This is a genomic window from Phyllobacterium sp. GQ127 (assembly GCF_059758635.1).
On record NZ_JCAXDZ010000002.1, the window covers coordinates 1 to 19,383 of the forward strand.

General features: G+C 54.2%; 16 protein-coding genes. 10 read left to right on the forward strand and 6 right to left on the reverse strand.

Annotation, left to right across the window (positions count from 1 at the left end):
• Nucleotides 1–484: 484 nt before the first annotated feature.
• From AC6CHM_RS08230 to hrpB, 3 genes are all read right to left on the reverse strand, one after another.
• Nucleotides 485–1,048, reverse strand: a complete 564-nt coding sequence (locus AC6CHM_RS08230; protein WP_115051510.1) for an ActR/PrrA/RegA family redox response regulator transcription factor — start codon at nucleotides 1,046–1,048, stop codon at nucleotides 485–487.
• Between the two features lie 95 nt (nucleotides 1,049–1,143).
• Complete coding sequence (locus AC6CHM_RS08235) at nucleotides 1,144–2,445, reverse strand: ActS/PrrB/RegB family redox-sensitive histidine kinase (protein ID WP_115051509.1); 1,302 nt, start codon at nucleotides 2,443–2,445, stop codon at nucleotides 1,144–1,146.
• 136 nt (nucleotides 2,446–2,581) lie between these two features.
• Nucleotides 2,582–5,029 carry an ATP-dependent helicase HrpB gene (gene hrpB, locus AC6CHM_RS08240; RefSeq protein ID WP_498172689.1) on the reverse strand — a complete coding sequence of 816 codons (2,448 nt, stop codon included), beginning with the start codon at nucleotides 5,027–5,029 and terminating at the stop codon, nucleotides 2,582–2,584.
• Between the two features lie 197 nt (nucleotides 5,030–5,226).
• Between hrpB and AC6CHM_RS08245 the strand changes: the two genes are divergently transcribed.
• From AC6CHM_RS08245 to fghA, 4 genes are read left to right on the forward strand one after another with little or no spacing between them, the layout of a single operon-like run.
• Entirely contained in the window at nucleotides 5,227–6,339 is a 1,113-nt protein-coding gene (locus tag AC6CHM_RS08245) for an S-(hydroxymethyl)glutathione dehydrogenase/class III alcohol dehydrogenase (RefSeq protein WP_307286334.1), read from the forward strand.
• Nucleotides 6,339–6,812, forward strand: coding sequence for a GNAT family N-acetyltransferase (locus AC6CHM_RS08250; RefSeq protein ID WP_498172691.1), 474 nt, complete (start codon nucleotides 6,339–6,341; stop codon nucleotides 6,810–6,812). The genes AC6CHM_RS08245 and AC6CHM_RS08250 overlap by 1 nt, the downstream gene beginning before the upstream one ends.
• Complete coding sequence (locus AC6CHM_RS08255; protein WP_336440729.1) at nucleotides 6,812–7,468, forward strand: DUF1345 domain-containing protein; 657 nt, start codon at nucleotides 6,812–6,814, stop codon at nucleotides 7,466–7,468. The genes AC6CHM_RS08250 and AC6CHM_RS08255 overlap by 1 nt, the downstream gene beginning before the upstream one ends.
• Nucleotides 7,469–7,487: 19 nt before the next feature.
• Complete coding sequence (gene fghA / locus AC6CHM_RS08260) at nucleotides 7,488–8,321, forward strand: S-formylglutathione hydrolase (RefSeq protein WP_498172692.1); 834 nt, start codon at nucleotides 7,488–7,490, stop codon at nucleotides 8,319–8,321.
• Here the strand turns inward: fghA and AC6CHM_RS08265 are convergent.
• From AC6CHM_RS08265 to AC6CHM_RS08275, 3 genes are all read right to left on the reverse strand, one after another.
• Nucleotides 8,318–9,082, reverse strand: coding sequence for an RES family NAD+ phosphorylase (locus AC6CHM_RS08265; RefSeq protein ID WP_498172693.1), 765 nt, complete (start codon nucleotides 9,080–9,082; stop codon nucleotides 8,318–8,320). The genes fghA and AC6CHM_RS08265 overlap by 4 nt on opposite strands.
• Nucleotides 9,042–9,425, reverse strand: coding sequence for an MbcA/ParS/Xre antitoxin family protein (locus AC6CHM_RS08270; RefSeq protein ID WP_115051504.1), 384 nt, complete (start codon nucleotides 9,423–9,425; stop codon nucleotides 9,042–9,044). The genes AC6CHM_RS08265 and AC6CHM_RS08270 overlap by 41 nt, the downstream gene beginning before the upstream one ends.
• 213 nt (nucleotides 9,426–9,638) lie before the next feature.
• Complete coding sequence (locus AC6CHM_RS08275) at nucleotides 9,639–11,018, reverse strand: cytochrome P450 (protein WP_307282225.1); 1,380 nt, start codon at nucleotides 11,016–11,018, stop codon at nucleotides 9,639–9,641.
• Between the two features lie 253 nt (nucleotides 11,019–11,271).
• Between AC6CHM_RS08275 and AC6CHM_RS08280 the strand changes: the two genes are divergently transcribed.
• From AC6CHM_RS08280 to AC6CHM_RS08305, 6 genes are all read left to right on the forward strand, one after another.
• Nucleotides 11,272–13,014 (forward strand): S10 family serine carboxypeptidase-like protein, encoded by a 1,743-nt coding sequence (locus AC6CHM_RS08280; protein WP_354342743.1) that lies wholly within the window; start codon nucleotides 11,272–11,274, stop codon nucleotides 13,012–13,014.
• The gene (locus AC6CHM_RS08285; RefSeq protein ID WP_354342742.1) at nucleotides 13,011–13,439 is read left to right on the forward strand and encodes a hypothetical protein; all 429 of its coding nucleotides are present in this window, start codon (nucleotides 13,011–13,013) and stop codon (nucleotides 13,437–13,439) included. The genes AC6CHM_RS08280 and AC6CHM_RS08285 overlap by 4 nt, the downstream gene beginning before the upstream one ends.
• 274 nt (nucleotides 13,440–13,713) lie before the next feature.
• Nucleotides 13,714–13,920, forward strand: a complete 207-nt coding sequence (locus tag AC6CHM_RS08290; protein ID WP_115051500.1) for a hypothetical protein — start codon at nucleotides 13,714–13,716, stop codon at nucleotides 13,918–13,920.
• Nucleotides 13,917–16,358 (forward strand): DNA topoisomerase (ATP-hydrolyzing) subunit B, encoded by a 2,442-nt coding sequence (gyrB, locus tag AC6CHM_RS08295; RefSeq protein WP_115051499.1) that lies wholly within the window; start codon nucleotides 13,917–13,919, stop codon nucleotides 16,356–16,358. Before AC6CHM_RS08290 ends, gyrB begins: the two co-directional genes overlap by 4 nt.
• Nucleotides 16,359–16,639: 281 nt before the next feature.
• On the forward strand, nucleotides 16,640–17,692 hold the full coding sequence (locus AC6CHM_RS08300; protein ID WP_307282232.1) for a dipeptidase: 1,053 nt from the start codon (nucleotides 16,640–16,642) through the stop codon (nucleotides 17,690–17,692).
• Between the two features lie 71 nt (nucleotides 17,693–17,763).
• Complete coding sequence (locus AC6CHM_RS08305; RefSeq protein ID WP_115051627.1) at nucleotides 17,764–19,371, forward strand: ABC transporter substrate-binding protein; 1,608 nt, start codon at nucleotides 17,764–17,766, stop codon at nucleotides 19,369–19,371.
• The last annotated feature ends 12 nt before the right edge of the window (nucleotides 19,372–19,383 follow it).

The following is a 19,383-nucleotide window of genomic DNA, read 5'->3' on the forward strand; positions in this document are numbered from 1 at the left end:
CTCGGCCTCAGCTATACCGGCCAGTTCTCCAGCCAGTCCCATGACAATGCCATCAAGGCCGATCTGAGCGTGCGGTTTTAGGAGCGGTAAACAAGGGCGGCAGATGATGCCGTCCTTGTTGCTTCTATATAACAGGAAGGCAGATTGACCTGTGGCAAGAGCCTTGTGGTTCGCCCTTTGACAGGCTCAGGAGGGCTCACCATGAGGAAGGCGGGGGCTGCAACAACCACCAAAGCCGTGGATATTGGCTCCCTGCTACGTTTATGAGGTGGTTGATCTAGCAGTAGACGCCCACAGAATAACCTCCCTGCAATCCTCAACCTTCCTCATGGTGAGCCCTCCTGAGCCTGTCGAAGGGCGAACGACGCACTGCATCAGTGCAATGGCGGTTATAATAGGGTGGACGGCTGTTATCCTGTGGGACGAAGCAGTGCAATACACAAGAAAAGGGTAGTAATAGATCGCCCGTAAAGCGTCCGGCAATCTAGCGCGGGGCGCGCTTGGCCAAAATACGCTGCAAGGTGCGTCTGTGCATGTTAAGCCGGCGTGCTGTTTCAGAAACATTCCGGTCGCACATTTCATAAACGCGCTGGATATGTTCCCAGCGCACACGATCGGCCGACATCGGATTTTCAGGCGGCGCCACCTTTTCACCGGAACGGCGGGTCAGGGCTGCGAACACCTCGTCCGCATCAGCCGGTTTTGAAAGATAATCGATTGCGCCGAGCTTTACGGCGTTAACCGCTGTCGCAATATTGCCGTAGCCGGTGAGAATCACCGCGCGCGTATCTTCGCGGCGAGCACGAATGGCTTCGATAATATCGAGACCATTGCCATCGCCAAGGCGCATATCGACAACCGCATAGGCCGGGGCATGGCTTTTGACGCTGGCAAGCCCCGCCTCCACCGAATCGGCAATCGCCACGGTGAAGCCGCGTGTTTCCATGGCGCGCGCCAGACGCTGCAAGAACGGCTTGTCGTCATCAACAAGAAGAAGTGTCGGATCGTTGCCAATGGCGGCAATATCGTCCTGATCCGTATTATCCATCAGGGTTTCCTGCTCATTTTGTAATAGTTAGTGATGTAATGGTTCGCAATGAAGAAAAAGTCAAAGGCTAGAGCAAGTTTTGTTTAACAGGCGAACTAGCCGCTGGTCGTCAATTCGCTGATTGGCCAGATCACGACTACCTCCGCGCCCTGTCCCGGATCATTGCGGTTGCGGAATGTTATTGTGGCACCGGAACGCTCCAGAAGCGTTTTTGCAATAAACAGACCAAGACCAAGACCGCCACCATGTTCATTCACTTCGCGGTCGCGGCCCGTCGTGTAGGGCTCACCGATACGGTCCAGAATTTCGGGAGCAAAACCCTTGCCATCATCGCTGACGATGATCTCGACGGTTTTGTCGTTCCAGCCCCAACTGACCCTAATCGTATGCTTGGCGAAATCGACGGCATTCTCGACCAGATTACCCAGGCCGTAAATGATGCCGGGGTTGCGGCGGATAAATGGTTCGATGCCTTCGCCGCGCAATTTGGTGACTTCAATGCCGATCCCAAAGTTCCTGTTCGGTTCAATGACTTCCTCGATAAGCGAGGAAATCTTCAACCGGGACATATGCTCTTCGCTGGTGGATGAAAGGCTGGTGAGACGTTTCAGAATCTCGCGGCAACGTTGGGTCTGCGAACGCAAAAGCTCGATATCTTCAGCAAAACGGTCATCCTGCTTCAGGCTGCGCTCCATCTCCTTGGCAACAAGGGCGATAGTGGCAAGCGGTGTACCAAGTTCATGGGCGGCTGCGGCGGCAAGGCCATCCAGCGCGGACAGATGCTGTTCGCGCTGGAGGATCAGTTCTGTTGCTGTCAGCGCATCGGCCAGCAGGCGTGCTTCCTCAGCCACGCGATAGGCATAGACCGCAGTGAAGGCCAGAGCGGAAACGACCGAGCACCACACGCCTGCAATGAGTATGAAAGGCAGATGCATGCTTTCGCCCGGATACCAGGGAAGCGGCAGGTAAATATAGGCAAGGACAGTGGCGCAGATGGTGACGAGAAGTCCAAGCAGAATGGTCGACCATGAGGGCAAAGACGTTGCCGATATGATGACAGGAACAATCATCAGAACAGCAAAGGGATTTTGCAAGCCGCCGGTCATGTAGAGCAGGCCCGCAACCTGCAAAATATCAAAAGCAAGCACGGGAATGGCCGCGCGTGGCTGTAACCGGTGGTTGATCGGATAGCGGAATGACATGAGCAGATTGAGCCATGCCGAACAGGCGATCAGCGCAAAACATACACTGACCGGGAAGGGGAATTTCAGGTAGAGCGCGACAAACAACACCGCGATGCTTTGACCTGCCACTGCGAGCCAGCGCAGGCGAATGAGCGTAGTCAACCGTAACCGGCGCGACAAATATGAAGAGCGTATGCCAAAATCCTGAACCATGAAGGTGCTTTAGATCAAATGTGGCAAAAATGGAATTGGAGAGTTCGGCGAGGGTAACGGAGGCTGCGTGTTGCGAGAATATAGTGCGTGGTTCGACGGGGCTTGTCTGTCGAGATGCAATTAGCTGGAAACCACCTCACGTTCCCCGTGGTTTGGCGCGGGCAGTGGGGGCAGCATTGGCAGGATCTTCCGGCCAGACATGGCGGGGATAGCGACCGCGCATATCGCTGCGAACATCAGCCCAGGAGCCTTTCCAGAATCCGGGAAGATCGCGTGTTATCTGGATGGGCCGGTGCGCGGGAGATAGAAGTTCCAGCAAGAGCGGTATGGTGCCATTGGCGATGGCCGGGTGGGTTGCCAGTCCGAAGAGTTCCTGCACCCGCACGGCAAGAACCGGCTCGCCCTCATCATAACGGATCGGGATATGCGATCCGGTCGGTACCTCGAAATGGGTTGGCGCGAGAGTTTCAATCTTGCGTTGCAGATCGTAGGGAACGGTAGAACGCAATCCCTCGATCAGTACATGCGCGGGAATTTGGTTAAGCTGCGCGCCACCCTTGAGGAAGGGTTTCAACCAATCGTCAAGCGTGGCAAGCAAGGTGCCATCATCCATGGCGGGCCAAGGCGCCCCCAGACCCTGATGCAGCCAGGCAAGGCGGCGGCGCAATGTCAGCGCCTCCTTTGACCATGGGAGAATATCAAGCCCATGGGTTTTGACAGCAGCAATCACCCCAAGATCAGCTTCCTCACCGGTTGGGGCGGGCATGGTCTTTTCTGACAGGGCTATGGCACCGATCCGCGTTGCATCGCGGGCCTGAAGCGCATTGCGGGAGGCATCATAGGTGACTTGCCGACCGCTGACGATCCGATCCGCCATAGCCTCGCGTATTTCCGCTTCACTTACCTCGGCAGCAGCAAGAATACGCGCGCGTCCGGCTCGTCCGGACAGATCAGCGACGACGAGCCAAGGGGATTTGGCAAGTGCAGAGCTAGGATCAACTTCGCCGCCGCGCCCATTGGCCAGAGTGAACTGGCCATTGCCACGCGATTTTGCCACGCGGTCCGGATAGGCACCGATCAGCAGCCGCCCAACGCTGTCGGCTTCCGCCGCAACGGGACCAGACCCTGCCAAACGCTTTGCTAATCCACGGGCACGGGTGGCGCGATCACCGCGCTCACGCTGGAAGCGGGAAAGCCTTACATCGAGATCTATGTCATTGCCGCCAAGTCCACGCTCGGTAAGCAGAACGGCAAGTTCCGCAGCCCGCCATGCCTGCCCCCGTTCGCGGGCTGTCAGCACCATATGGGCGAGCCGCGCTGGTAGCGCCAGCGCACGCATTTCATTGCCCATTGGCGTGACACGATGGTCCTTGCCGAGTGCGCCGAGATCTTCCAAAAGGCTCTTTGCTTCTTTGATCGCCGGGGCAGGTGGAACATCGAGAAAGGCGAGCGTTGCGGGGTTAGAAACGCCCCATGCAGCGCAGTCCAGCACAAGACCCGTCAGGTCTGCTTCCAGAATTTCAGGCGGAGCAAAGGCTTCAAGCGCAGCGGTCTGTTCGGCACGCCAAAGGCGTATTGCAATACCCGGCTCCGTGCGTCCTGCACGACCCGCGCGCTGATCCACGGCAGCCCGTGCCGCGCGCACAGTTTCCAGCCGCGTCAAGCCGGTTGCGGGTTCAAATTTTGGCAAGCGGGCAAGGCCGCTATCAATGACGACCCGAACGCCGTCAATGGTGATTGATGTTTCTGCAATGGAGGTGGCGAGAACGACTTTGCGCTTGCCCGGCGGTGCAGGTTTGATCGCCGCATCCTGATCGCGCCCCTCAAGCGCGCCATAGAGCGGCACTATAATTGTATTGGCAGGGACACGGCCTTGCAGCGCTTCCGCCGTGCGCTCGATCTCGCGCTGACCGGGAAGAAAGCCAAGAATGCTGCCGGTCTCATCGGCAAGCGTATCACGGATTGCCCGCGACATGGCATCTTCGATGCGCTCATCAGGCTTGCGCTCACGATAGCGGATATCGATGGGGAAAGAGCGCCCCTTGCTTTCAAGCACTGGCGCATCGCCGAGCAGCCTGGCAACGCGCGCGCCATCCAATGTTGCCGACATGACCAGCAATTTGAGATCGGGACGGAGGGCGGCCTGCACATCCAACGCGAGCGCAAGACCAAAATCCGCATCAAGGCTGCGCTCGTGAAACTCATCAAAGAGCACCGCAGCTATGTTTGTCAGATCAGGATCGTCGAGGATCATCCGGGCGAAAACGCCTTCGGTCACAACGAGGACGCGGGTCTTGGCAGAAACCTTGTTTTCGAGCCGCATGCGATAGCCGACGGTTGTGCCGACCTCTTCGCCCAGCAGGTTCGCCATGCGGCTGGCCGCAGCGCGGGCGGCAAGACGGCGGGGTTCAAGCAGGATGATCGTGCGTTCGCCGCGCCATGGCGCATCAAGCAGATGCAGGGGAATGAGCGTGGTTTTACCAGCACCTGGCGGGGCGACAAGCACCGCAGAATTGCCTGCATCCAGCGCTCTATCAAGAGCGGGAAAGATTTCGGTGACGGGCAGGGTTGGAAGAACTGTCACGGCATATCCGCAAATTGTTATCGTCGCCTTTGACAATTTTTCCCGAGCCAAGTCCATTGATTTCTAATGTTGAAGCGGAAAACAATCATCTGCGACAAAGCGGTTTCATGACGAGAAATGTCGCCGATTTGATTGACGATCCGGGCTGCGATCCTGATAGTGAGCAAATCACTGAAGACGCATTGGGAGACACATTCATGAAATCGCGCGCTGCCGTCGCTTGGGAAGCCAACAAGCCACTGACCATCGAAACAATCGAGATTGGCGGACCCAAGCCCGGCGAAGTTCTCGTCGAGATCATGGCGACCGGTGTCTGCCATACGGATGCCTATACTTTGTCGGGGTTGGACTCCGAGGGCAAGTTCCCGGCAATTCTCGGCCATGAGGGTGCAGGGATCGTGCGCGAAATTGGCGCCGGTGTCACATCACTGAAGGTCGGCGACCACGTGATTCCGCTCTACACGCCGGAATGCCGCCAATGCAAAACCTGCCTGTCGCAACGGTCAAACCTGTGTACTTCCATCCGCGCCACGCAAGGGCAGGGTGTCATGCCGGACGGCACAAGCCGCTTTTCCTGCGATGGCGGTGAAGTGTTCCACTATATGGGCTGTTCGACCTTCTCGAACTTTACTGTTTTGCCAGAGATTGCCTTGGCAAAAGTGCGCGAGGACGCGCCTTTTGACAAAATCTGCTACATTGGCTGTGGCGTCACTACCGGCATTGGTGCCGTGATCTATACGGGCAAAGTCTGGCCCGGCGCGAATGTCGTTGTATTCGGTCTGGGTGGTATCGGCCTCAATGTCATTCAGGGCGCTCGCATGGTGGGCGCGGACAAGATCATCGGTGTCGATCTCAACCCCGGCAAAGTGGCAATGGCAAAGCAATTCGGCATGACCCATTTCATCAATCCGACAGAGATTGGCAATGATAAGGTGGTTTCCGCCATTCAGGATCTGACCGACGGCGGCGCGGATTTTTCATTCGACGCAACCGGAAATACGAATGTCATGCGGCAGGCACTTGAATGCTGCCATCGCGGCTGGGGCACCAGTATCGTGATCGGAGTTGCGGAAGCTGGTAAGGAAATTTCAACGCGGCCTTTCCAACTGGTTACGGGTCGTAACTGGCGTGGCACTGCTTTTGGCGGCGCACGCGGACGTACTGATGTTCCGAAAATCGTCGATTGGTATATGGAGGGCAAGATCGATATTGATAGCTTGATTACCCACACCATGCCTTTGACAGAAATTAATACGGCTTTCGACCTGATGCACGAAGGCAAATCAATCCGTAGCGTTGTGACCTTCTGATGGAAACAAATGCCTATAAGGTCGTCCTTTGCGGGCTGGACGAGCTGTCGCCGCGCGATCTTTATGCCATGCTGAAACTGCGCGTCGATGTCTTTGTCGTCGAGCAGAAATGCGCCTATCCGGAACTGGACGGCAAGGACGCCGATGCCTTGCATCTGCGAATATTGAGCGGCAAGAATCTGGTGGCAAGCGCGCGTATCCGCAAACCGGCCAAAACCGATCCAGCGGCCCGGATCGGGCGCGTTGTGGTTTCGCCGGAACATCGCGGACAACGCCTGGGCGACAGGATCATGGTTGAGGCGATTGCGCAATGCGAACGGCTCTATCCGGAAAGCCCGATCAAGCTTTCGGCGCAAAGCCATTTGTCACGCTTTTACGCCTCGTTCGGTTTCGTGTCCGTGTCGGAGGAATATCTGGAGGATAATATCCCCCATATTGATATGCAGCGTCCAGCCGTTGTGACATCCGAGTAGTGGCCATGAACAAGCGGCATAAGCCTTTTTACATTGCCGCCCTCATCGGGCTTGCAGCTTTGGGATTGGGCTTGGCCTTTGTGCCACGCATTGCCTATGTTATCTCTGCCAATGCGTTCTTTCTCGTCTATTTGGGCTTTACAACGATCAGAATCCCAAAATTGACGGCAGATTATCTGCGCCGCAATGCGGCCAAATCCGACGAGCCCGTATGGATCATTTTCACGGTCACATTTGGCGCGGTGGTCGTGGCCGTGGGCTCGCTTTTTGTCCTGATCAATTCAGGCCAGAACCCGCAGCCCCTTGATCTCACATTGGCATTGGCCGCGGTGCCTCTCGGCTGGCTGACTATCCACATGATGACGGCAATTCATTATGCGCATCTTTACTGGCAGCCTGATGAGAGTGCAGAAGGCGCAAAGACAAAGACACGAAAACATGTTGGCGGGCTGGATTTTCCCGGTGGCAAGGAACCTGGCGGGATTGAGTTCCTGTATTTTTCCTATGTCATCGGCATGACGGCGCAAACCTCCGATACGGGTATCACCAGTACCCAAATGCGTAAGATTAACCTGCTACATGCGATTGTATCGTTCTTTTTTAACACGGTGCTTGTTGCCGCTGCGGTCAATGTTGCCGTCTCGCTTGGCCAATAAGATAGTCATAAGGACAGTCATGGAAACGCTTTCAGTCGCAAAAAGCTTTGATGGAACGCAGGGTGTTTATCGCCATCGCAGCGATACCTGCCTTTGCGATATGACATTTGCAGTGTTCTTGCCGCCGCAGGCAAAAGAAGGGCCTGTGCCCGTCTTGTGGTATCTTTCCGGCCTGACCTGCACGCATCAAAATGTCATGGACAAGGGAGAATATCGCCGCACAGCCGCAGAGCTTGGCGTTGCGATCATCTGTCCCGATACCAGCCCTCGCGGGGAGAATGTGCCGGATGAGAAGGACAATTGGCAGTTTGGGAGCGGCGCCGGTTTCTATCTCGACGCAACGCAATCGCCCTATGCCGAAAACTATCGCATGGCGACTTATATTGCCGAAGAATTGCCTACACTGATCGCCGCAAACTTTCCAATCGATATGCAGCGCCAGAGTATATTCGGCCATTCCATGGGTGGCCATGGCGCGATCACTTTGGCGCTGAAAAACCCCGGCCGCTTCAAATCCGTTTCCGCTTTCGCCCCAATAGCCAGGCCGATGGTTGCTGGCTGGTCACGCCCGGCATTCGAGAAATATCTCGGCAGTGATGAAACGGCTTGGCGTGCCTACGACACTGTTGCCTTGATCGAAGACGGATATCGCCTGCCGGAATTGCTGGTCGATCAGGGCAAAGCCGATGGTTTTCTGGACGATGGTCTGCGGCCCTGGCTACTTGAGGAAGCTTGTGAGAAGGCAGGTATTCCGCTGACGCTGAACATGCGTGACGGCTACGACCATTCATACTTCTTCATTTCGACCTTCATGGCCGACCACATTGCCTGGCATGCGGAAAGGCTGGGTTAATTGGTGCGTCCAGCCGCGGCCATCCTCGGATCGGCAGCGAATGTTTCCCGGTCAAAGCCTAGACGCAAATCTGGCTGGTCGCAGATTGCTTTGACGCCATAGCTTGAAAAATGCAGCCGCCAAGTTGTCATTTTGGTTGGTCGCGGCAGCGCGAAGCAGGCACATGAAAGCAGTGCTAGATTGGCACCGCCTTCAGGGTCGCGAACCGATTGATAGCGGATCAACTCAATATCTGCCTGTTGCGCCTTATCGGAAAGGTCGAGGCAGGCGGAATAGTCGCTGAGGTGAGTCCACTGCGCGGCCTGCTTCAGAAAAGGTGGCGCCATAAGATCAAGCGCTTTGGTGGTGGCATAGCGCGCCTCGAAGGCAGTGAACTCCAGTGCATTGTGCGGCCATGGAGTGCCGGGGCTTTCGGCAAAAAACAGCAGCCGGTAAAAGGCGGTTTCAGCAACGGCTGTTTCAACAGCCTCGCTGGCATAAAACACGCCGGGCGAATACCCTTCGCGCCGGAACCTTGAATTGCCGGGATATCGACCATAGCGAAAAGGTGTGGCCAGCAGGTAGTCAAGATGCGCACAATTGGCTGGCAGTGGCGGCTTGGTGGCCTCCAGCTCATCCTCAAGCAAAGCCTGCTCATCAAGCGTGTCGACAAGCTTCATTGTAGAAACACGGTGCTGCGCTTCGACCAGACGCCAGCAGGCGCCATGCAGGACATGGGCTTCAGATCGGAGCGCGTCGGGCGTCCAGATAGGCGAGGACATGGGTGAGACCGTCAATGGTTTTGATACGGTTGAGCGGTTTGCCGCCGAGCATGGTGTTATCGGTTCTTATCCACTGACGCGCCACAGCATCATCGCCGCCGACAATGGCATCCAGTGACCGGTAGAGGCGAATGAAGAGCAGGGCAAGCTCGTAACTCTTGCCGGTGAGCGGCGAGCCATCAAGGCTGCGCTTCAAGCGCGAAAGACTGGGTTCCGACAGGCCGACAATATTGGAAAGCTCCTTCGCGGTCAGTCCGAGCAATTCGGCAGAGCGCAGCAATGCCTTGGAAACAACGGTGGTCTTGCTGGGTGTTTCAGTTTTGTGTTGTGCGTTGGTTCGCATGGCATGTCCTTTCACTAGAAATATAACTACATTAAATTTCCTGTGAAATCAAGCGAATGCATGCATCAAAGTATTGCGTGGTTCTACAGGCTCACCATGAGGAGGGTGGGGTGGGCTGAACGCTAATCATCAATATTGCAGATACATCGCAAATACTGGCTCCCTGCAATCATCCACCTTCCTCATGGTGAGCCTGTCGAACCACGCAATACATCAACGCCTTGCAATAACACTCATTGGCAGACCTCCATTTGGCTGCGTTGTCAGCTTTTGCACCGGCCAGGGTTTTACCGAGCTTGCCATATCAAAGCGATAACGATGCAGCAGCACGGCCAATGCAATGATGGCTTCCTGCAGGGCAAAACTGGCACCAATACACACACGCGGACCGGCACCGAAGGGCAGATATTGGAAGCGATCAATCTTACCGCGGTTTTCCGGGTGAAAACGCGACGGTATGAACGCGTCAGGTTGATCCCAATAAAGACGGTGCCGATGCACGGTCCATGGCATGACCAGAACGGCTGACCCTTTAGGCAGTTTCAAGTCCTGGTACTGATCATCTTCAATCGGCTCCCGGTTGATTGATGGTGCGGGTGGGTAGAGCCGCATGGCCTCCTCGAACGCGGCGCGCGTAAAGGGCAATGCATCCAGCCATTCATGCGGCGGCGGCATATCGCGCTGGTCCATGAATGTATCAATTTCCTGTTCGATCAGTTCGCGCTCCCATGGCGCTCTTGCCAGCAGATAAAGCGTCCAGCCAAGCGCGCGTGCGGTCGTTTCATGGCCAGCACCGATGAAAGTAATGATATTGTCTTCGATCTCGGCGCGCGACAGGCCATCGGGCCCTTCCGCACGCAGGAGCAGAGTGAGAAAGTCGTTTGGAACCTTGTCGCCCTCTTTATCCATGCGTGCTTTGCGCATCTCAATCGTGTTGGCCACGATCTGCCGGAAGAAAGCGAGAGCACGGCGTCCGCGAATTTGGGTAAAGCGCGGCAACCATTCCGGCGCACCCAGAAGATCAAATGGATCAACCCGCCCCATGGTCTCGAAAAGCCGATCGACTTCATGCGAAAACTGGTCAGGATCGCCTGCAATTTCACCTGAAAACAGGGTTTCGGCCAGAATATCATAGGTCAGCATGGTCATGTCGCGCGAAACATCAGTTATGCCGCTATGACCGTCATAACGCTCAGCGAAATTTTCCGTCGCGCGCTGCATGCTTGTCGCAAAGCCATTAATGTGGCGCGGCGTAAACACGGGTGCCATGGCTTTGCGCGAGCGCTTCCACGTATCGCCCTCGGCCGTCAGCAACCCGTCGCGCAGGATCGGACGCAGGATACGCTGGCGTACAGCCGCCATCTTGTAGTTCTTGGCATTGTCGACAAGGACATGACGAATGAGGCCGGGATCATTGGCAATGATCGTATGGGCGAAAGACCAATCAATGGATACCCAAGGTTCGTTATAGGAGGGCTCACCCCACAGCTCCAGCGGATTGCGATAGATGGTGCGGATCAATTGCAGCGTACCGACAGGTCCGGTGCGGGGAACGGGTGCCGGTGGTGTGAATGCGGTTTTCAAAATATCCATTGCGCCTCCATAATTGCGATGTGGGTATGATTGCGTCTCATGTCCACAAGTTTCGCCCAGCCAGGGCGAAGAGAGGGGAAAATGGAAAGGCCGAAACAGCAGTAATTTTCTTGACCTTCAGACTCCTTTGAGCTCTAGTGAGATCGGTTTCGGGCAATATTTTATTTTAATTTCGGCATTATACGACCAAAGTATTACGTAATAATATCAATATCTTATTGCATAAATATTTATACTGTTGAGGTTTTTAATCATGCATTATCGCTTGTGCGGGCTGACGCTTGCAGTTTTTCTCTCAGCCTGTAGTGGTGGCTCAGATTCAGAGCCTGAAAAAGCGCCATCATCATTTACACCGCAGGTAACCGTTGTTCCCAAGATTGATGCGCCGACACCTGGCTCTGCTGTCTTTTCTTACGGACCTGAGGATGGCATTTCACGCTCGTCCGTTAGCGAGGAGCCGGCAAGCAAGTCGCAAAAAATTACCGTGAAGGGGATACCGGTACAGTTTACCGCAAGCGCTGGTCATCTGATTTCGACAGGCTCGATACCTATTGGAACGGGTCTGAACCATAGAGATGCCGATGCCGCTATTTTCTACACGGCTTATACGCGTGATGATCTGCCAAAAGAAAACCGGCCGGTTACATTTGTATTCAATGGCGGCCCGGGTGGCGCATCAGCGGCTCTTGATCTGGGCTTCCTTGGCCCCAAGAGTTACGATGACGATGCCTCGGACAAAGCGAAAACTCTGCTCTGGAAGGATAATCCCAATACGATACTGGACAAAACGGACCTCGTTTTTGTCGATCCGGTAGGCACGGGTTATTCTGAAGCTATCTGGCCAAATAAAAACGAGGATTTTTGGGGTGTCGACAGCGATGCAAAAGTTTTGCGCAGCTTCATCACACGCTACATCAACGCCAATAATCGCCAGAGCTCGCCAAAATATATTTACGGCGTTTCCTATGGCGGATTTCGCGTGCCGATCATCGCGCAGTTGCTGATAGAAAAGGGTGAAAGTGGTTATCTGCCTGATCCCAGCAAAAAACCAGCGAAGGTCTTAAGTGGTCTGATCCTGAATTCGCCAATTCTTGATATCAATAGCGATTGTTCTTCTCGCTACGTTTCCTGTCATGGCGTTCTGCCAACATATGCAATGGTAAAGGCATTTCATGACAAGTCAGTCGAAAAGCCAGACTTTGATCTGCCAGCCTTTCTGGGTGACGCAAGGCTTTTCGCGGTCACTTTCAACAATCTCTACAAAAGTGTGTTTAAAAGCGTTGACCAGAAAATATCCGATCGGTCGCAATGGAACATCTATCTTCAAAAACCAGAATCTGAAGTTTTCCTCAATAGATTGTATAAAATCACAGGGATAGGCAAACTGTACAAGCTGGGCGAAGGCGCGGACAGCAATCCATGGATTGCAAATCCGAATATGGATAGCAGGGAGTTTGTAAAGAGGTTCAGCCCTCAAGAGACATTACAGATGAATGATGGGCGATATTTTCTGGAGAAAGACACGGTCGATCCAGTCGTTGATCGCACTGACGTTAATTACGATCACATCAAATCCTATCTGGCAGGATTTGCCGACTATAAAGCGAAATCAAGATATCTCGGCAGCAATGGCAAAATTATCCTTCATTGGAACTATATGCCGGATCAGCATTTGTCAGTTACAGGCGACAGATTTGCAAGTGCCATTCCCGATCTGACTTTCGACGTAACACTAAATCCAAATCTGAAGGTTCTTATTCAGCACGGCTATTATGATCTCAATACGCCCTTCCATAAGACGGAGGTGGATATAGAGAATGCAAATCTGTCCTCCAGAATCCCGATAAAAACCTACCTTGGCGGGCATGGGATTGGTCCGGGCAGGACGGATGGCTATGAAAAGGTGCTCGCTGAACTCGATGCCTTTTATGACCAGCCAGCAGTGGTGAAGCTTGCCGCGTTCAATGCCGCTCTTCCGGAAGCGAGGAACCCATGAAGCGTGGAATGGTCTTTACCGTGGCGATTATATCTTCGGTTGTTTTGCAGGTTGCCGGATCGGCTGCTGACGATGTTATCACGCTGACAAAGCCCCCGGAATTTGGCGCAACAATGTCGGGGAGAATATACCCTCCAGCCAAGAGCGCGGTCGAAAGAACCGCTATGCCAATCACGCCTGAAACGGTGCTCAATGCGGTTGACGCGCGCATTCGTGCGCTTTTTGACCGCGCTGCGGATCCTTCGACGCATCTGGTGACTATCGAATCTGCCAATAGGGCAGGAGTGGGGTACTTTGTCGATAATTTCGCACTGATTGACCGTGATCAGGATGGCAGCCTCCGATACAGTGAGGTCAAAGGTTTCCTTGATGCGCAGTCGCCCATAAAAAGGCCGGCCTCAAAGGAAATACAGATTATCGAATAGTTGGGCGGCCCGGAATGGTTGCGGCCAGACGATGATGCCAAGAGCCGGGGCCAGTTCCCGGCAAGGTTCCAAATGCACAGCGAGCGGTTATTCAAGGCTGCTCGCCAGTGCGCTTGAAACCTTTTTCAAAGCGCTGGTGGTCGTGTTTCCACGACCCGTCCGTTCGGTCCCGTCAGTAGCCAAGCTCAAAATCAACAAAACCAAAGGTAAGTATATATTTCTAGTGGAGTTTACGCATTTGACATTTGCATAGGAGCCTGCGGGCGGATGGAGCATGAATGTCAAAATTACCCAGCTAGGACACAGATTATCCATAGTGCTGGCGCAGATTAACGATCATCCGTGGACAGCCATGCGGCATGAATTGGAAAAACCAACAGAAATCACTATATCTAAGCATAGGTTGGGCATGATTCGCCCAAGATATGCTATAAGGACAGATGCACTGTTCCTGCCTTTAGAAAAGATTGAATTTACATGAGTGAAACACCCGAGATGACAACCGAAACCTCGCCGGAATATGGCGCGGAGTCCATCAAGGTTCTCAAGGGGTTGGATGCAGTTCGCAAGCGCCCCGGAATGTATATCGGTGACACGGACGACGGTTCCGGCCTTCACCACATGGTTTACGAAGTCGTGGACAACGCTATTGACGAGGCGCTTGCCGGTCATGCGACCCGCGTTACAGTGACGCTCAATCCCGATGGTTCCTGCACTGTCACCGACAATGGCCGCGGTATCCCCACCGACATGCACTCGGAAGGCGTTTCCGCTGCCGAAGTCATTATGACCCAGTTGCATGCGGGCGGTAAGTTTGACCAAAACTCCTACAAGGTCTCCGGCGGTTTGCACGGCGTTGGTGTTTCGGTTGTCAATGCGCTGTCTGTCTGGCTGAAGTTGAAGATTCGCCGTCAGGGCAAGATTCATGAGATGAGCTTCACGCATGGTGTGGCGGATAGTCCGCTGGTTGTGACCGGCGATTCTGAAGGCCTCACAGGAACGGAAGTATCGTTCCTGCCTTCGACCGAAACCTTCACCATGGTTGAATTCGATTTCAAGACATTGGAACATCGCCTGCGCGAACTGGCCTTCCTGAATTCCGGTGTGCGTATTCTTCTATCTGACCGCCGCCATGCCGATCCGGTCGATCTGGAGCTGTTTTACGAGGGCGGACTGACTGCCTATGTGAAATATCTCGACCGCTCCAAGAAGGAGCTGGTCGGCGAGCCGATTTATATTCGCGGCGAGCGGGATGATACGACTGTTGAAGTCGCCATGTGGTGGAATGACAGCTATCACGAGAATGTCCTGTGCTTTACCAACAATATTCCGCAGCGCGATGGCGGAACGCATCTTGCCGGTTTCCGTGGCGCGCTGACGCGTCAGATGACCGGCTATGCGGAAAGCACCGGTCAGGCCAAGAAAGCCAAGGTAACACTGACGGGCGATGATTGCCGCGAGGGCCTTACAGCCGTGCTTTCGGTAAAAGTGCCGGACCCGAAATTCTCGTCGCAGACCAAGGACAAGCTCGTTTCTTCGGAAGTGCGTGCTGTCGTGGAAAGTCTGGTCAATGAGGCATTGTCGACCTGGCTTGAAGAGCACCCGACTGAAGGCAAGGTGCTGGTCGACAAGGTTATTCAGGCAGCCTCGGCCCGCGAAGCCGCGCGCAAGGCGCGCGACATCACCCGCAAGAACTCGCTCAGCATCAGCTCACTGCCGGGCAAACTTGCCGATTGTCAGGAAAAAGATCCGGCCAAGTCGGAAATCTTCATCGTCGAGGGTGATAGCGCCGGTGGTTCTGCCAAGGGCGGACGCTCGCGTCAAAACCAGGCCATTTTGCCACTTCGTGGTAAAATTTTGAATGTGGAGCGCGTGAAGCTCGACCGGATGCTTTCATCCGACCAAATCGGCACGCTGATCCTAGCGCTGGGCACGAGCATTGGCAAGGATGAGTTTAACCCGGACAAGCTGCGTTACCACAAGATCATCATCATGACCGACGCTGACGTCGATGGTGCTCATATTCGTACATTGCTGTTGACCTTCTTCTTCCGCCAGATGCCGGAATTGATCGAGCGTGGCCATATCTATATTGCACAGCCACCGCTTTATAAGGTCTCGCGCGGCAAATCCTCGCAATATCTCAAGAACGAAGTCGCCTACGAAGAATTCCTGATTGAATCCGGTTTGGAAGAAGCTTCGATGGAGCTGGACAGCGGCGAAGTTCGCGCTGGTTCCGATCTGCGTGCGGTGATCAATGATGCGATGGCTGTTCGCCATCTGCTGCAGGGCCTGAATACACGCTATGACCGGGCGGTTGTCGAGCAGGCAACAATTGCCGGTGCTCTGAACCCCGAAGCCATTTCCGATACGGCACGCGCTCAAGCGCTGGTGACAGAAGTTGCAGGGCGTCTCGACCTTATTGCCGAAGAAACGGAAAAGGGCTGGAGCGGCCGTCTTGCAACGCCTGATGATGGTATTGACGGCTATATTTTTGAGCGCTCATTGCGCGGCGTCAAAGAGACCGTAACGTTGGATATGGCGCTGATTGGCTCGGCTGACGCGCGCCAGCTGGATCGTTATTCCGCCCGTCTGCATGAGATTTATTCCAAGCCGCCTGTTCTGCGCCGCAAGGAAAAAACCGATATGATTGCCGGCCCGATCTCATTGCTCGAAGCGGTATTCGCCGCCGGCCGCAAGGGGCTTTCGCTGCAACGCTATAAGGGTCTGGGCGAAATGAATGCTGATCAGCTTTGGGAAACCACGCTTGATCCAAACGCACGTTCGCTGCTGCAGGTGAAGGTGAACGATGCGACCGACGCTGACAGCCTGTTCTCACGTCTGATGGGCGATGATGTCGAGCCGCGTCGTGAGTTCATTCAGGACAATGCGCTCAGCGTAGCAAATCTGGACGTTTAACAAACACAGCATCGCTTATCACCCCAAACATTCCGATCAATATCAAGGCGGTAATCAAAAGATTATCGCCTTGCTGCATCTTGGCTGCGCTCCTAGCCACGTTGAGTAAGTGCACAATGTGTGGGCAAATTGTCCGGCAGCCTTCTATTTATACTTTTGTCTAACAACTCCCTTGAATGTTCATTGCGGGCGTGATCTTTTGGCAGAATTGGTGCTGGGATATTCGACGAAATGATTATCCGCCGGTGCAAGGCTTTTGATAAATCTGAACGGAAATTGAAATGCAGCCAGTCTTCGATGGTCACAACGACGTGCTCTACCGGTTGTGGAAACATTCGAAAAGCGGAACGGATCCGGTTCAGGAATTCATCGAAGGAACAAGTTTAGGCCATATAGACAAGAAGCGTGCACTGAAAGGCGGTCTGGTTGGCGGGCTTTGCGCCATCTACGTTCCGTCCGGTGATTTGGCATTCAAGGCTCCGGATGCCAATGGCCATTATTCGACACCGCTTGCAGCGCCGCTTGAACGCGCTCCATCGCTCGATATTGCGTTGGAAATGGCTTCTATAGCCCTCCGGTTGCAGCAGGCAGGCGGATGGAAACTCTGTCGCAGTACAGCGGAAATCAACGAATGCATCGATCAGGATCAATTTGCGGCAGTTCTTCACATGGAAGGCTGCGAGGCGATTGGTGCTGATCTGACGGCACTTGATGTGTTTTATGCAGCTGGCTTACGTTCGCTGGGTCCGGTCTGGAGCCGGAACAACATATTCGCGCATGGCGTCCCGTTTGCCTATCCGATGGACCCCGATACGGGTCCCGGTCTGACAGGGGCAGGCGAAGAATTGGTCAAGGCATGCAACCGCCTCGGCATTCTGATTGATCTCGCGCATATAACTGAAAAGGGTTTTTGGGACGTGGCACGTCTCAGCGACCAACCCCTGGTTGCCAGCCATTCCAATGTGCACGCACTGACGCCTGTCGCGCGCAATGTTACCGACAAGCAGTTTGATGCAATCCGCGAAAGCAAGGGGCTTGTCGGCTTGAATTACGCCGTGGCCATGTTGCGTCCCGACGCCCGCGAAAATGCCGACACACCGCTGACGGATATGGTTCGTCATATTGACTATATGGTCAATCGCATGGGTATTGATTGTGTGGCACTTGGTTCTGATTTCGATGGTGCTAAAATCCCCGGCGAAATTGCTGATGCAAGCGGCAATCAGAAACTGGTCGAAGCATTGCGCGAGGCTGGCTATGGTGAGGATGATCTTGCAAAAATCTGTCGTAAAAACTGGCTGCGCGTGCTTGGCTCAGCCTGGCATGAACAATAAAAATAAACAAAGGTTCGGAACAAGCTCAAGAGATTCCGGCCAATAGCTCTAAACAGGGAACCAGAACAATGTTGATGACCAAGATGAACCCAAAGTTCCGCATGATGCTCGGTAGCGCGGCCATCTCCGCCGTAATGTTGTCGGGCATGCCGGCCTTCGCCGAAACGCCCGCCGATACGCTGGTCGAGGCATGGGCGATTGATGACGTCATCACGCTTGATCCGGGTGAAGCTTTTGAGCTGACCATGGGCGAGATCAACGGTAACACCTATGACAAGCTTGTACGGCTCGACATCAATGATCCATCGAAGATCGTTGCAGATGTCGCCGAAAGCTGGACGGTTTCCGATGATGGCCTGACCTATACATTCAAACTCAAGCCCAATCTGCAATTTGCTTCCGGCAACCCGCTTACCGCTGAAGATGTTGCCTATTCCTTTGAGCGTGCAGTCAAGCTCGATCTGAGCCCGGCATTCATTCTGACGCAGTTTGGCCTGAACAAGGACAATGTGACCGAAAAGGCAAAAGCGGCTGATCCGTCCACTTTTGTTTTCACTGTCGATCAGCCTTATGCACCAAGCTTCGTCTTGAATTGCCTGACATCGACCGTTGCTTCGGTTGTAGACAAGAAATTGATCTCCGAGCACATCGTCAATGATGATTTCGGCAATGCCTGGATGAAGACGAATTATGCGGGTTCCGGGCCGATGAAAATTCGCGATTGGCGCGCCAACGAGATTATCGTTCTGGAGCGTAATGACAATTACTATGGCACCAAGGCTCCGCTCGCCCGTGTTATTTATCGGCACGTCAAGGAAAGCGCGGCGCAGCGCCTTCTGCTTGAAAAAGGCGATGTTGATGTCGCCCGTAATCTTGAACCAAATGATATGGAGCAGGTTACCAAGAACAAGGACATCACCACGGTCAGTGCGCCGAAGGGAACAATTTATTATATCAGCCTCAACCAGAAAAATGAAAACCTGGCCAAGCCGGAAGTCCGGCAGGCGTTTAAATATCTGGTCGATTATGATGCCATCGGCGAACAGCTGATCAAGGGTGCCGGTGATATCCACCAGACCTTCCTGCCAAAGAACATTCTGGGCGAGCTGGATGAAAAGCCGTTCAAGCTGGATGTGGCTAAGGCCAAGGAACTGCTCGAGAAAGCCGGGCTGAAGGATGGCTTCTCCTTCACCATGGATGTGCGTAACAACCAGCCGGTGACGGGTATCGCTGAATCAGTCCAGCAAACCCTCGCACAGGCAGGTGTAAAAATGGAGATCATCCCGGGCGACGGTAAGCAGACCCTGACCAAATATCGTGCCCGTACGCATGATTCCTATATTGGTCAGTGGGGCGTGGATTATTGGGATCCGAATTCCAACGCCGAGACCTTCACCAGCAATACGGACAATGCCGATACCGGCACCAACAAGACACTCGCATGGCGCAATGCCTGGGATGTGCCGGAGCTGACCAAGGAAACCAAGGCAGCCCTGCTTGAGCGTGATAATGCCAAGCGCGCGGCAATGTATCAGGACCTGCAGAAGAAAGTGCTTGAAACCAGCCCCTTCATCATCATCTTCCAGCAGACGGAAGTGGCAGGACTGCGTGCGAACATCAAGAACTTCAAGCTTGGTCCATCATTTGATACCAACTACGTTTTCAATGTAACGAAGTAATCCGGAATCCGT